This is a genomic window from Salinicola sp. DM10 (assembly GCF_017306975.2).
Taxonomy (GTDB): domain Bacteria; phylum Pseudomonadota; class Gammaproteobacteria; order Pseudomonadales; family Halomonadaceae; genus Salinicola.
On the sequence record NZ_JAFLEN020000002.1, the window covers coordinates 195,027 to 208,783 of the forward strand.

A 13,757-nucleotide genomic window follows, 5' to 3' on the forward strand; every position below is an offset into this window, starting at 1 on the left:
GCCCGACCGGCAGCCAGGAGAGAGAAGAACGATGCGCTGGATACTCAAGAGCGCGCTGATCGCGCTGCTGTTCGCCGCGGGGATCGTGCTGGTGGCCTCGCCCCAGGCGTTCGACCAGCGCCTGGTATCGCTGGAAGCGCAGCGGGCGCTGCCCGACCAGGCGGAGATGCTGGCGCGGGAGTCGCCGGCGCTCAACGCGGTGTTCCTGGCCATGGCCGACGACCCCTCGCTGTGGATGAGCGCGCGGCTGGCGATCCGCCACTACGGCGACGCGGCGCGGGATGTCCTGGTCGACTACGGCCTCGAACCGGCGTTCCAGCAGGTGCTCGCCCGCTATGGCGCCGACAGCGTGCTGCCGGTGATCTACTACCGCGAGCACGATATCGCCACGCTGCGTCTGCAACACTGGCTGGGCGAGCGCTACCGCCAGGTCAGCAGCCGTTTCGACCAGTGGTGGGATGAACAGGACGCTGGGGCCGAGACGCCGATGGCTACCGAGCGCCAGGCCGGCGCTGGAAATGACACTCAGGACGAGACTCGGCGCGATCTTTCGGACGGCGCCCAGGCTGACGACCCCGCCGAACTCACGCCGCTGATGCGCGGCCGCCTGGCCATCGCGGCCCTGGCGGCGCAGGGGCACGATCTGCTGCGCGAGTTCGTGATCGGGCCGGACGGCGAGGTGACGCGGGTGCAGAGCGAGCGCCTGGTCAGCGATATCGGCGATCTCTTCACCAGCGGCGTGCGCGATCTCGAACGCCAGTGGCGGCGCGGCGAGTCGATCGATGCCGTCGACGTCGGCTGGGCCGGGGTCGATCTGCTGGTAATGGCCAGTGCGGTCAAGGTACTGCGGGCGGGGCGCGCACTGCGCGCCGGCGCGGCGGTGGAGGGGCAGGGCGCGCGCGCCGCCTCCCGCGGCGCGCTGGTCGGTGGGCGCTTCGCCACGCTCTCCCGCGGGGCCAAGGTCGCCGCGGTGGCGGGTAGCGCCTATCTGGTGGTGCGCCACCCGAGCCTGATCAGTGCGGCCGGCGCCAGTGCCGCCCGCTGGCTGGGCTGGCCGGTGTGGCTGGGTCAGTTCGGGGTCTGGCTAGCGGTGCTGTGGCCGCTGCTGATCGTGACGCGCTTCGTCTACCGCTGGGTGCTGGCGCCGCTGCTGTGGCTGCTGGTGCCGCTATTGAAGATGACCTCGCGCACCCCGCGCTGGCTGGTGCGCAAGACCTCGGTTAGCCACGCCGAGAACGACACGTCGCCTGATATCACGGCCTCTGATACCACTGTCTCTGATACCACTGCCCGCTGACAAGGAGAGCATTACCATGCACGAGGAGATACACGAGTCGCAGGAGACACTGGTCTACGCCCCGCCCAGTGTCGAGACCTACATGGCGCTGCGCGCCGCCGCAGGCATGCACAGTCGCAGCGCCGCTGGCGCCGCCCGAGGTCTACCCAACAGCCTGTTCGCGGTACAGATCCAGCGGGCGGGAGAGACCATCGCCATGGGGCGGGTGGTGGGTGACGGCGGGTGTTTCTATCAGGTAGTGGATATCGCCGTGCACCCTAGTCATCAGGGGCGGGGGCTGGGCAAGCGCATCATGGGCGAGATTCGCGCCTTTATCCTGCGCGAGGCGCCGGAGAATGCCTTCGTCAGTCTGCTGGCGGACGGCGAGGCCCATCGGCTCTATGCCCAGTTCGACTTCGAGCCCACCGCGCCGCATGCCATCGGCATGGCGTGGTATCCCAAGCCTGCCCCGGCCTGAGTGCAGCCGGGGCGATGACGACGTTAGGCAGCGCCTAGAACCGGTAAGGGACAGTCCCTAGAACTGGTAAGAGAGCGTGGCGGTCACATTGCGCTCGGCGCCGAAGTAGCAGTAGGTGAGCGAGTTGCACGAGGCGACGTAGGACTTGTCGAGCAGGTTGCCGACGTTGAGCCGGGCGTCCACGCCGCTGAGGCCGATCTCGCTCAGGTCATAGCCCAGGGTGGCGTCGACCAGGGTGTAGTCGGGCAGGGTTTCGCTGTTCTGGCGGTCGGCATAGATCCCGCCGTAGTAGCGCGCGCCGACGCCGGCATCCAGCCCCGCCAGGGCGCCGTGCGCGACATCGTAATGGGCCCACAGGCTGGCCTGGTGGCGAGGCGCGTAGATCGCGTAGTTGCCGCTCTCGCCAGGGACGTCGCTCTCCTTGTAGGTGATATCGGTGTAGGCGTAGCCGGCCTGGAGGTAGAAGGCCTCCGAGAGCCAGGTACGCGCTTCGAGCTCGACCCCCTGGGACTGGATCTCGCCCACCGAGCGGTAGTCATCGTCGGGCTGCTCCTTGGTGGCGACGTTCTCCTGGTTGATGCGGAATAGCGCCACGCTGTACTGGTTGCGGCTGCCGGGCGGCTGATACTTGAGCCCGGTCTCCCACTGGCGGCCCTCCATCGGTTCGAGCAGGTCGCCGTCGGAACCGGTGAAGCTGGTGGGCGTAAAGGCGGTGTTGTAGCTCAGGTAGGGGGCGAGGCCGTTGTCGAACCGGTAGAGCAGCCCGGCGCGCCCGCTGAACTGGGTGGCGTCCAGGCTGCTGTCGCTGCCGCCGGCCAGGTGGTTGTCGTTCTCGATATCGACCCAGTCGTAGCGCCCGCCGAGGGTGAGGCGCCAGCCCCCGAGCGCCATCTGGTCCTGCAGATAGATGCCGGTCTGGTCGAGGTGGTGGGTCTCGTCGGCGTAGACGCTGCGCGCGCTGGTCAAGCCGCCGTCGCGGCGCGGGGCGAACGGGTCGATGGGCGTAAAGCCGGCGCTCGAATAGGTGACGTCGTTCTTGCGCTTCTGGTAGTCGATCCCCACCAGCACGGTGTGATCGATGAAGCCGTCGTTCAGCTTGGCCTCGACCTGGTTGTCCAGCGTCCACGCCTGCAGCGATTCGCGCGCGCCGTAGTAGCCGCGACGTAGCTGGTTGGTGTCATCGATCCAGCCGAGCTGGGCCACCTGGTCCATGCGCACGTCGGCATTGAGATAGCTGAGCTTCTGCCGCGCGACCACGGCATCACTGAAGCGGTGCTCCAGGCGATAGCCGAACAGGCGCTGGTAGCGCTCGAACTTGTCGAAGTCGTCCTGCCCGTCGAAGAAATCGTTGTCGATATGCCGGCCATTGCGCCGGCTGACCGCCCCCTCATAGGGCACTCCCGAGTGGTAGCCGCCCTCCGGGTCCTTCTGCAGATAGGCCATTACGGTGAGCGTGGTGTCGTCGGTGGCATCCCAGGTGAGCGAGGGCATGATGGCGTAGCGTTCGTCCTCCACCGGGCCGAACTGAGTGTCGGCCTTGCTGCCGAGGCCGACCAGGCGGTAGGCGACCCGCCGGCTCTCGCCCAGCGGGCCGGAGAGATCGAAGGCGGCACTGCGCCGGTCATGATCGCCGCTGCTGAACTGGAGTTCGTGACGCGGGCTGAACAGCGGCTGCTTGCTGGTCAGGGCGACCAGACCACCGGGGGAAGAGCGCCCGTAGAGCACCGAGGCCGGCCCCTTGACGATCTCCATGTTCTCCAGGAACCAGGGGTCGATCACCATCGAGCTGTAGCCGTTGGTGTCGCCCATCAGCTTGAGCCCATCCAGATAGACGTTGCTCAGGCTGCCATCCGAGAAGCCGCGCATCACCAGATAGTCATAGCGGTTGGAGGCCCCCACCTGATTGGTATAGACGCCCGGGGTGTACTCGGCCGCTTCGCGCACGCTGCGCACATGGCGGATATCCATCTGCTCGCGGTCGACGCTGGAGACGCTCTGCGGGGTCTCGATGAAGGGTGTCTGTGTCTTGGTCGCCGCCGACGTGGCGGTGACGGTGACGGTATCGAGATCGGCGCCCGCTGGGTCAGGCGCGCTCTGAGCGGCAGTACTCAGTGGTAGCAGCGAGGCGCCCAGCAGGCAGAGGGTGAACGGAGAGCGGTAGCGCATGGCCGGCATGGTGTTCCCTGTTATCGAATGTGCGTGGATGTAATCGAGAATTATTCACGATTAGGCCGGGCCACTGCCTATGCCAAATGCCACGAAAGCTATGCCTGCTGCCAGGACGCCCGTATCGACGCTCGCGTTTTGCCCCTCTGACTGTTCGACCCTCGCCACTCGCCCATCACCACTCGACCCTCAGCGTTCGCTTCTCACCTCCCGAGGTGCCACGCCGTGGAACTGGCGGAAGGCGGTGGCGAAGTTGGTCGCATGGCGATAGCCGGCGCAGCGCGCCGCCTCCTGCACCGGCAGGCCCTCGCGCAGCAGGCGATGGGCCAGACGCAGGCGGAACTCGCGCAGCTGATCGAACAGCGAGCGGCCATAGTGGCAGCGGTACTTGCGACGTAGGGCGCTGGGGCTCATGCAGGCGAGCCGGGCAAGGGCGTCGAGGGAGTGCGCCCGGCCCGGATAACGTTCGAGCTCCGCATGCACCCGGGCCAGCAGCGCGCGGTCCCGCGGGCTCAGCGCGCCGGCGGTCTCCGCTATGCGGTGCTCGCCGCTGTCTGCACCCCCGCCTTGCTGTAGCGCCTGCCCCAGCATCTGTAGTGCCAGCCCCTCGGTCATCAGCTCGGTGCCGGGGGCGCCCGTCGGCCACTGCAGCGACTCTTCGAGGCTGCGCAGCAGCGCATCGGAGAGGGAAAGCCTGCGACAACCGTTACCCAGCGCCAGGCGCTCGAGCCAGGGGGAATGAGGGGGAGACGAATGAGACGAGAGATGAGATACCTGTGCCTGCGGCGTTTTCAGCAGGGTGAGGTTGATCGCGCGCACCCGCGGCTGGGCCACATGACGGGCACTCAGCGGCTGCGGCAGGTAGGCGTCGGGCATGGTGTCGTCAGACACGTCGTAGTCGAGCAGGGCGCTCTGACCGGCGAGCAGCCGGCAGCGCTCGCCACCCAGTGCCAGCTCGGCCTCGCCTTCGAGCACCACGATGATCGACAGATGCGCCGGCGCGCCGGGCAGCGCGTGGCTTTCGTAGGTCTGGGCGATGCCGATATCCGAGCTGACCCACTGGCAGCCGGGCCAGGGCTGACACTCGGCGATCCGCCCCTCGACCACGCAGCGCGAGCCGCCGGGGCGGCCGGCCTCGAAGTCGGGGAAATGGTGGGCCAGATGGTAGCGCCGCTCGAAGTGGGCGAAATCGTCGACGCTCAGAGCGCGGTAGGGCGCCACGCCAGCGGCGGGCGGGGTATCCGGGGTAGCGGAAGCGGACATCGAAGAGACCTGGCAGCGAGCAGCGATGCAGTGGCGAAAGTGGCGTCACAGCGGTGCCGTCAACGCCATGACAATTAAACGATAATACGTTTCATTCGCTACTTGCTGCCAGTCTCTTCTTCCTCACCAAGCGATGATCGCGATCACCACCAGCGCGAACAGTGCCCACTTGATGGCGTAGTAGAGGGTCTTGTTGCGCTTCTTCAGCGCCTTGCCCTGGCGGCGCACCGCGTAGAGATACTTGAAGGCGCGGTTGAGGCCGCCGGTGCGGTCGTTGTCATCGTTGGGCGAGCTGGCGGCGGCCATTAGCGTACGTCCGACGAAGCGGTTGAGACGCCGCGCCCAGCCGTACTTCATCGGCCGCTCGATATCGCAGAACAGAATCAGGCGGTCCTGATCCGAGCCGTTCTCCGCGCGGTGCAGGTAGGTCTCGTCGAACATCACCGCTTCACCGTCGCGCCAGCTGTACTTCTCGCCGTCGACATCGATATAGCAGCGGTCGTCGTTGGGCGTCACCAGCCCCAGGTGGTAGCGCAGCGAGCCGGCGTAAGGGTCGCGGTGCAGGGTCAGATGGCTGCCGGCGGGCAGCTCGGCGAACATCGCCGCCTTGACGTTGGGAATGCCGGCGAGCAGCTCGGTGGTACGCGGGCAGAGCTGGCGCGCGGAGGGGTGGCTCTCGCCGTACCACTTGAGATAGAAGCGCTTCCAGCCGCGGCGGAAGAAGGAGTTGAAGCCGGCATCGTCGTAGCGCGAGGAGGCCTTGATATGGTCCTGCAGGGCCATCGCCTCGTCGCGAATCTCCTGCCAGTTGCCGGTCAAACGCTCCAGCTCCGGGTAGTTGCCGAGATCGTGATAGGGCTGGTCCTTGTCGCGGCCGAAGAGGGTCATCAGCGCATTGATCGGCGCCATGAAGGTCGAGTGATCGGAAATCTGACGCAGCGGCCGATGGCGCACTCGACCCCGGTAGTGGGTATAGAGCACGCTGGCGATGAACAGCAGGATGAGTATCCACTTGATCATGGAGAGTCCGTTTCCATAGGGAGAGTGTGAGGGATCGGTGCCGGGTGCGAGTGTCGGAAGAATCGCAGTGGACCGTGTCAGGAGAAAACCGTTTGTCTGCTCACGATTGTCGCGGAATCGTGACCAGGGTCAAGTGATAGCCATCTACCCGTGCCACCTGGCCGCTGAGTCTACGCCCCGCCGGCCAATGCGGCGATAGCGTCTTGCCCAGCTCCAGCGTGACCGCACCGGCGGCGGGCTGCCACGCCACCAGCCGAGCGTGGGGAAAGTAGAAGCGCTGGCGCACCAGCGGATAGAGCGCCTTGAACAGGCTCTCCTTGAGCGAGAACACCTGGGTCACGAAGGCCGCCTGCTGCGCCGGCGGCAGGCTTGTTAGCCACTCGCGCTCGCTCTCCACCAGAATCTGCGGCGCCAGGCGCAGCGCCCGGGCCGGGTCGAGTTCGCCCTCGGCATCCAGGCCGATACCGGCAAGGCACGAGCGTTTCGCCACCACGCTCGCTGCCAACCCCTGGCTATGGGTGATCGAACCCACGCAGCCCGCGGGCCACAGCGGCAGGCGTTCGCTATCCGTCTCCGGCGTGGTGGGCGTGCCGGTTAGCGCGCCCAGCGCCTGCCGCGCGCACAAACGCCCAGCCAGATACTCGGCGCGGCGCTTGGCCGCCGCGCTGGCCAGACGCTCCGGCAGGGCGACCTGCCACGCAGAGAGATCTGCCACGCTCAGCGCATCGACAGCGAAGTGGAGCCGGGCACACTGCACCCCCGCGAGCGGCTGCGGCCAGGGCCATATGGTGCTTTCACCCTGGCAACCCGGCGGCAGCGTCTCGGGAGAGGCGCTCTTGCTCACGGGCGCATCGGCGCCCATCCCCGGGCTCATACCGGCAGGCCCACTCATGAATCAGCGGTCGACCAGCAGGGCATCGAGCGTGACCGGCACCTCGTCGCCGATTTGCTGATAACCCAGCAGCGAGAGGATCGTGCGCACGGTGCCGTTCTTCATCAGCTGCTTGCCATCCAGCGACACCGGTTCGGCGTTGCGCACCCGGACCCGATCCTCGGCCTCGCGGGTGAAGCGCACCGGCAGGCGCTCCTGGCGCTGCTCGCCGTTGGCATCGGTGCGCAGCTTCAGCACCTCGACGGTGGACTGCCCCACGCGCAGCGAGTTGATGCGCTCCGGCGGCAGCTGGGTCACCACCGTGACCAGCGTGGAGTTGGTCAGCGAAGACATCCACGGCGGCAGCTGGCCCAGCCGATCCAGCAGATCGGTCTGGTTGAGCCGCACCGGCAGGCGCAGCGTGCCATCCGCGCTGATCTCGCCTTCCATGCGCTGAAGCGCGTGCTGATGGGGGATCCGCTGGCCGCTGCTGGTGATCTCGGTCACCTCTGCGGTGACCTTCGAGTGGTTCGGGTCCATCTGCCACGCCGCCTGCGCCACACCGGCGAAGGCCGAGGCGGCGCTCAGCAGGACGACGCCGGCGACGCGGCGTAAAAGCGTATTCGATGACATGGTGTCCTCCCTGGACAGAGACGAGCGGGGCAACGTCTGGTCTGCGCCCCCGGCTTTGGGTATCATACGGCTCCCGCGTTTCAGGGCCTATAGCTCAGTTGGTTAGAGCAGGGGACTCATAATCCCTTGGTCGTAGGTTCAAGTCCTACTGGGCCCACCACAGTTTCCCGTCTTTCAGGTCTACCCCGGACCATTTCAGGGCTCGAGTGCCTGCCCTCGAACTGCCTATATCCAAGCACCAGCTTCTCCAACTGATGCGCTTTGCGCGCTCGACCCCGATCTCGGCGCTATGCCGCGCTGCCCGCGCAGATGAACGGCGTGCCGGGCCGATCTCTTGGGCAACGCCCGGGCGGTTCGGTTCAGTGGTGCTGCGCGAAAGCCGACGCTGACCTGAGCGATGGGGAAGGCATCACGACCAAGGGATTTTAAGTCCCTCGTCAGGTTGTATTGGATGACGCGACTTCGCCTGCTGGGTAAGGCTATGCGCGGCAGCGCTGACATCGTTAGTTAGGGACAAATAGCGCGCCGGCTATCAGCTGATGCCCCAGGCCTGCTTCAAACGGGTAACGGTGTGTTCCCACTTCGGGGTTGTCGGCTTGCAAACAGTGTTCTGGTTGCCGAATAAACCAACCTCGCTGAATGCCTGCGATGTAGGGAATGAGGCCACCCAGCGAACAGGCACGAGGTACTCCGCCGTCTCCTCATCTTCCTCTGCCAACGGCCGGTGTATGTGAGGATATTCGTTTAGGGTGACGATCTCTCGTAGCCGAGAGGGCCCCTGTTCCGTCTCGACCATGAATTGATCGGCGCGGCAGCGCTCTCCCATCACCTCGGCGACCCCGACATAGCCGGTTTTGGGGATATTGACCCAGACACGGTCTCCCTCCGAGAGCATCGCCAACGTTTTCGAGTACCAGGCCGCACCGCCGCCCGCGATGAAGCCATAGCGGCGTGCCAGCTCCCAAGGCCGGTCGTCACCGAATGAGGCGTAGAACTCGCCGTTCCAGGGCGCTTTACGTATCTTGCGCACGGCTGGTTGAGTGGGTTCGTCCGGGTCGATCATCCAGGCGCGGCTCAGGTAATGGTTACCCTGATCCTCGAAGGCTGAGAAGAACATGGCGTTGATCGAGAGTTGGGCATGCGCGTTGAGGTAGTTGATGATCCGTTCGCTACTGGCGTCGAGCTGGGTGGCGACGACGACCAGTTGGTGGTTCTCGTTAAGGGTGACGCTATCCAGCGGGATGCCGAACTTGGCCTCGAAGGCCTCCTCGAGAGATGTATGCGGGCGCTGATAGCGTTTGGCGAAGGCTTGGTAGATCTCGATCAGCTGGTAGTCGGCCAGGGTGACCACCCAGGAGGCATAGTCGATGGCCTGAGCCACCACGTCGCGGGGCGTCTTGTCGCGCTTGAGCTCGATGACGATGACCGTGCCATTGGCGTCGATGGCCAGCAGGTCGATCAGCTTGTCGAAGCCGGTGCGCACCTGCCGACCGATCAGCAGCCAGTCCCGGTTGAGGATCGAGACATCCTGCATGATCTGCTCTTCCAGCAGCCCCTCGTCGGCTAGCCCCATGGGCCGCAGCTTCTGCGGCTGCTCACCTGTATTGCCTGCTAGCTTCCAGATTCCTTGCTCGATCGCCATTCAGGCGCCTCCTTTGTTATGCGATGTAGAATAGCGTTGGCCTGCGTCTAGGCTGTGCCATATCATAGCTTTAACACGGCCTCCGCCTCTTGGTTCTCACGAGCTTACGCGGAGGTTCTTATTTGTGTTTCCGCCAGTTCCTCGGCCCATCAGCGTTCCCAGTTTTATGGGCGCTCATATCCTCCAGCGGCAGCTTTCGCCTGGCATGTTGTGACGGGAAAGCAATTAGGTGTTCTTGTAGATACCGCTGGCTGCAAAGGCCGTTAAGATCGCATTGGCTTAGATTGCCGTCTCCTCAACAGATACCGTAACCTACGATAACTTATTATAACTGCGCCAAAATCACTGATTGGACGGTCAACGCGGGGGTGAGACTTGGAAATCATCGACAACGTCAGTCGTCTGCTCGGCGATGACCTGAAGGATACCCTGCGGCCTGGTGCCCGGCTCAAGATTGCGGCCTCCTGCTTCTCGATCTACGCCTACGAGGCGCTCAAGAATGAGCTGGAGGCGCTGGACTCGGTCGAGTTCATCTTCACCTCGCCCACCTTTGTCCCTGACCAGGCGAGCGATAAGTTCCGCAAAGAGCACCGTGAGTTCCACATCCCACAGGCGGAGCGCGAGCGAAGCGTCCACGGTTGCGAGTTCGAAATCCAGCTCAAGAACAAGCTGACCCAGCGGGCCATCGCCCGCGAATGCGCTGACTGGATGCGCCGCAAGGCCAGCTTCCGCTCCAACCGTGGCCAGGCCGCCATGCAGCCCTTTGCCGGCGTTGCAGCTTCAGGCGGCGACACCGTCTACATGCCCCTACAGGGCTTCACGGCGGTGGATCTGGGCTATCAGCAGGGCAACGCGGTTTCCAATTTCGTCACCCGCTTCAACGAGCCTGCCCACACCTCCCAGTTCATGGCCCTCTTCGACCAGCTGTGGCAGGACGAGGAGAAGCTGGAGGACGTCACCGAACGGCTGCGCGAGCACATCGCCTCGGTCTACCGGGAGAACCCGCCGGAGCGGATCTACTTCCTGATGCTCTACCACATCTTCCACGAGTTCCTGGAAGACATCAGCGAGGACGTGCTGCCCAACGACCGCACCGGCTACCAGGACAGCGTCATCTGGCAGAAGCTCTTCAACTTCCAGCGCGACGCGGCCACCGGGGTCATCAACAAGCTGGAGACCTACAATGGCTGCATCCTGGCCGACAGCGTAGGGCTCGGGAAGACCTTCACCGCTTTGGCGGTCATCAAGTACTACGAGCTGCGCAACCGCTCCGTACTGGTACTGTGCCCCAAGAAGCTCGCCGACAACTGGCTGACCTACAACCGCAACCTGACCACCAATGTGCTGGCCCAGGACCGCCTGAACTATGACGTGCTCTGTCATACCGATCTGCAGCGCACCCGCGGCGAATCCTTCGGCATGCCGCTGGATCGCGTCAACTGGGGCAACTACGACCTGGTGGTGATCGACGAGTCGCACAACTTCCGCAACAACGACGTCTACAAGGATCGCGAGACCCGCTACCAGAAGCTGATGAACCAGTTGATCCGTGCTGGGGTGAAGACTAAGGTGCTGATGCTCTCGGCAACGCCGGTCAACAACCGCTTCACCGACCTGAAGAACCAGCTGACCCTGGCCTACGAAGGCGAAGCCGAGAACCTGACTCGCCATCTCAGCGGCGCCAAGGACATCGAGGGCATTTTCCGTCGCGCCCAGGCCACCTTCAATGAGTGGTCGGCCCTCCCGCCGGAGAAGCGCACCACGGGCGCCATCCTGCAGGCACTGGACTTCGACTTCTTCGAGCTGTTGGACAGCGTCACCATCGCCCGCTCACGTCGGCATATCGAAACCTTCTACGACACCAGCGATATCGGCAGCTTCCCGGAGCGCCGCAAGCCGCTCTCGTTTCACTGCCCGCTCACTCACCGAACCGATGTGATCGGCTTCAACGAGATCTTCCAGCAGCTCTCCCAGCTCAAGCTCTCTGTCTACGCGCCGATCAGCTACATACTGCCCAGCCGCCTCAAGAAGTACGAGGAGATGTACGACACCGAAGTGTCCAGTGGAGGCGGTAGCTTCAAGCAGGTGGACCGGGAGAAGAGCCTGCAGGCCTTGATGACGACGAACCTGCTCAAGCGTCTAGAGAGCTCGGTGGAAGCGTTTCGCCTGACCCTGGAGGGGCTGCAGGATAGCTACCAGACCATCCTGGATAAGATCGAGGTCTTCAAGCGGACTGGCCGTTCGGAGAGCTTCGCGGATATCACCGCGTCCTTCGAAGACGCCGACCCCGATGACGACAGCATCTCCATGCCGGGCGATACTACGGTGGGCAAGAAGGTCCAGATCAGCCTGGAGGACATGGACCTGCCGTCCTGGGAGCATGACCTGGGCAATGACCTGGTGTGGATCGAGCTGCTGCTGGAGGAAATGGCCAAGGTCACACCAGCCGACGATGCCAAGCTGCAGCATCTCAAGACCCAGATTGCCAGCAAGCTGGCCTCGCCGATCAACCCTGGCAACCGCAAGGTTTTGATCTTCACCGCCTTTGCTGACACCGCCAAGTACCTCTATGACAACCTGGCTGCGGGGCTGCTGGAGATCCAGGGTGTGCACACTGGCCTGGTGACCGGCAGCGACGCGCCGAAATCGACCATTGGGGCCATGCCCAACAGTCGCCAGCACTACGACTTCCAGGGCCTGCTGACCCTGTTCGCCCCACAGGCCAAGAGCAAGAACGTAGTGTACCCTGGTGAGCCCCGCGAGCTGGACATCCTGATCGGGACGGATTGCATCTCGGAAGGGCAGAACCTGCAGGACTGCGACTACCTGATCAACTACGACATCCACTGGAACCCGGTGCGTATAATCCAGCGCTTCGGGCGCATCGACCGCATCGGCTCGCCCAACGCCAGCATCCAGCTGGTCAACTACTGGCCAGACATCAGCCTGGACGAGTACATCAATCTCAAGGAGCGCGTCGAGAACCGCATGGTGATTGCCGATGTCACCGCCACCGGTGACGATAACGTGCTCAACGCCCAGTCCAACGATGTCGCCTACCGTCGTGAGCAGCTGCGTCGGCTGCAGGATGAAGTGGTGGAAATGGAAGACCTCAAGTCCGGCGTGTCGATCACCGATCTCGGCCTGAACGAGTTCCGCATGGACCTGCTGGGATACATGAAGGAAAACGGTGACCTGAGTCGTATTCCCAACGGGCTGCATACCGTCGTGCCGGCCCGCCCGGAGAAGGGCTTGCAGCCCGGGGTCATCTTCACCTTGCGCAATCTCAATCAGCGGGTAGGTCACCAAGGCAGTGGCCTGCAGCAGCAGAACCGCCTGCACCCATTCTACCTGGTCTACATCAGCCACACCGGCGAGGTGATCAGCGACTACACCGAGGTCAAGCGCCTGCTCGACCTGGCACGGACTGCCTGCAAGGGGCTGAGCGACCCCGTCGAGGCTGTCTATCGCCTCTTCAACGAGGAAACCCACGATGGCCGGGAGATGCATGCCTACTCGGCTCTGCTGGATCAGGCCATCCGCTCGATGATCGAGGTGAAGGAGGATAAGGACATCGACAGCCTGTTCAGCGGTGGCGAGACCACGGCGCTGGTCGATACCATTGCAGAGCTCGACGACTTCGAGCTGATCACCTTCATCATCATTCGTGAGGCGGGCTCGCAGTAGGTGCGGAGTGCCAGGCGGCCAGTAGGGAAAGCAAGAAAGAATTATGACCGCAACGCTTTATCAGTACCCCGCCAAGACTGTGCTCGACCGCGTGGTCGCCAAGCAGCGCATCCTGGCGCATGTGCGGGCCACCGCCAAGCTCAGGGAACGCCTGCGGGATGAGGTCGCCCAGATCACTTGGCATGCCAAGCTCGCTTATAACACGATCAACCTGCCTGGCTCCTTGGAGGTGCCGGAACTGCAGGTCTTCGTGATCACGCTCAAAGGCGAGGACTTGCACCGAGACGTGCTGCGGGCCATCGACCGTGCCATTCCTTTTCCGATTCTTTTCGAGCTACACGGCACCCGCGGCATCCGTGTCACCGCCGCCTACAAGCGGCCCAGCCAGGCCGACCCCAGCAAATGGGTGCTGGATGACCACTACGCCAGCAGTGACTGGTTGCCAGCCGAGACGCCCCGGCAGCAGCTGCCCACGGCCATCGACCTGAAGCAGCTCTACCAGCAGCTGCTGCGCAGCCTACTTCCAGCCCCGGCTCGTCAGGGCGAAGCCCTGCCTGATCAACTGGAGCGCTTCAAGGCTGTGGAATCCCTTAAGAAGGATGCCGACAAGCTCGAAAAGCGCCTGCGCAACGAGAAACAGTTCAACCGCAAGGTCGAGATCAACGCCGAGCTGCGCTCGATTCGCGAGAAAATGGCCGACTATGACACCTGATTACGACCG

10 protein-coding genes and 1 tRNA gene are annotated in these 13,757 nt (G+C 64.1%); 5 read left to right on the forward strand and 6 right to left on the reverse strand.

The window, feature by feature from the left end:
- The first annotated feature begins 31 nt into the window (after positions 1–31).
- Positions 32–1,297 carry a hypothetical protein gene (locus J0A90_RS09645; RefSeq protein ID WP_207035073.1) on the forward strand — a complete coding sequence of 422 codons (1,266 nt, stop codon included), beginning with the start codon at positions 32–34 and terminating at the stop codon, positions 1,295–1,297.
- 16 nt (positions 1,298–1,313) lie between these two features.
- A complete protein-coding gene (locus J0A90_RS09650; RefSeq protein WP_207035071.1) occupies positions 1,314–1,754 on the forward strand; it encodes a GNAT family N-acetyltransferase in 441 nt (146 codons plus the stop codon).
- A 57-nt stretch (positions 1,755–1,811) separates the two neighbouring features.
- Here J0A90_RS09650 and J0A90_RS09655 read toward each other — a convergent pair whose 3' ends face one another.
- The 5 genes from J0A90_RS09655 to J0A90_RS09675 all read right to left on the reverse strand — a co-directional run bounded on the left by J0A90_RS09655 (position 1,812) and on the right by J0A90_RS09675 (position 7,707).
- The gene (locus tag J0A90_RS09655; RefSeq protein ID WP_370635766.1) at positions 1,812–3,929 is read right to left on the reverse strand and encodes a TonB-dependent siderophore receptor; all 2,118 of its coding nucleotides are present in this window, start codon (positions 3,927–3,929) and stop codon (positions 1,812–1,814) included.
- 180 nt (positions 3,930–4,109) lie between these two features.
- Positions 4,110–5,183, reverse strand: a complete 1,074-nt coding sequence (locus J0A90_RS09660) for an AraC family transcriptional regulator (protein WP_207035068.1) — start codon at positions 5,181–5,183, stop codon at positions 4,110–4,112.
- A gap of 123 nt (positions 5,184–5,306) precedes the next feature.
- A complete protein-coding gene (gene lpxO / locus J0A90_RS09665) occupies positions 5,307–6,203 on the reverse strand; it encodes a lipid A hydroxylase LpxO (protein WP_035470987.1) in 897 nt (298 codons plus the stop codon).
- A 100-nt stretch (positions 6,204–6,303) separates the two neighbouring features.
- On the reverse strand, positions 6,304–7,047 hold the full coding sequence (locus J0A90_RS09670) for a 4'-phosphopantetheinyl transferase superfamily protein (protein WP_207035066.1): 744 nt from the start codon (positions 7,045–7,047) through the stop codon (positions 6,304–6,306).
- Positions 7,048–7,098: 51 nt separating this feature from the next.
- Complete coding sequence (locus J0A90_RS09675; protein ID WP_233076669.1) at positions 7,099–7,707, reverse strand: hypothetical protein; 609 nt, start codon at positions 7,705–7,707, stop codon at positions 7,099–7,101.
- An 83-nt stretch (positions 7,708–7,790) separates the two neighbouring features.
- Here J0A90_RS09675 and J0A90_RS09680 point away from each other — a divergent pair.
- Positions 7,791–7,867 (forward strand) — tRNA-Ile (locus J0A90_RS09680).
- Positions 7,868–8,239: 372 nt separating this feature from the next.
- On the opposite strand, the gene J0A90_RS09685 is transcribed toward J0A90_RS09680, so the two are convergent.
- Positions 8,240–9,349 carry a hypothetical protein gene (locus J0A90_RS09685; RefSeq protein ID WP_207035064.1) on the reverse strand — a complete coding sequence of 370 codons (1,110 nt, stop codon included), beginning with the start codon at positions 9,347–9,349 and terminating at the stop codon, positions 8,240–8,242.
- A 375-nt stretch (positions 9,350–9,724) separates the two neighbouring features.
- Between J0A90_RS09685 and J0A90_RS09690 the strand changes: the two genes are divergently transcribed.
- Together J0A90_RS09690 and J0A90_RS09695 are read left to right on the forward strand one after the other, a co-directional pair.
- Positions 9,725–13,036 carry a helicase-related protein gene (locus J0A90_RS09690; RefSeq protein WP_233076670.1) on the forward strand — a complete coding sequence of 1,104 codons (3,312 nt, stop codon included), beginning with the start codon at positions 9,725–9,727 and terminating at the stop codon, positions 13,034–13,036.
- Positions 13,037–13,079: 43 nt separating this feature from the next.
- The gene (locus J0A90_RS09695; RefSeq protein WP_207035062.1) at positions 13,080–13,748 is read left to right on the forward strand and encodes a DUF4391 domain-containing protein; all 669 of its coding nucleotides are present in this window, start codon (positions 13,080–13,082) and stop codon (positions 13,746–13,748) included.
- Positions 13,749–13,757: the final 9 nt, after the last annotated feature.

Coding starts and splice junctions, on each gene's coding strand:
- J0A90_RS09695 (WP_207035062.1), top strand. CDS start 13,080: ATGACCGCAACGCTTTATCAGTACCCCGCCAAGACTGTGCTCGACCGC.
- J0A90_RS09650 (WP_207035071.1), top strand. CDS start 1,314: ATGCACGAGGAGATACACGAGTCGCAGGAGACACTGGTCTACGCCCCG.
- J0A90_RS09660 (WP_207035068.1), bottom strand. CDS start 5,183: ATGTCCGCTTCCGCTACCCCGGATACCCCGCCCGCCGCTGGCGTGGCG.
- J0A90_RS09675 (WP_233076669.1), bottom strand. CDS start 7,707: ATGTCATCGAATACGCTTTTACGCCGCGTCGCCGGCGTCGTCCTGCTG.
- J0A90_RS09685 (WP_207035064.1), bottom strand. CDS start 9,349: ATGGCGATCGAGCAAGGAATCTGGAAGCTAGCAGGCAATACAGGTGAG.
- J0A90_RS09645 (WP_207035073.1), top strand. CDS start 32: ATGCGCTGGATACTCAAGAGCGCGCTGATCGCGCTGCTGTTCGCCGCG.
- J0A90_RS09655 (WP_370635766.1), bottom strand. CDS start 3,929: ATGCCGGCCATGCGCTACCGCTCTCCGTTCACCCTCTGCCTGCTGGGC.
- lpxO (WP_035470987.1), bottom strand. CDS start 6,203: ATGATCAAGTGGATACTCATCCTGCTGTTCATCGCCAGCGTGCTCTAT.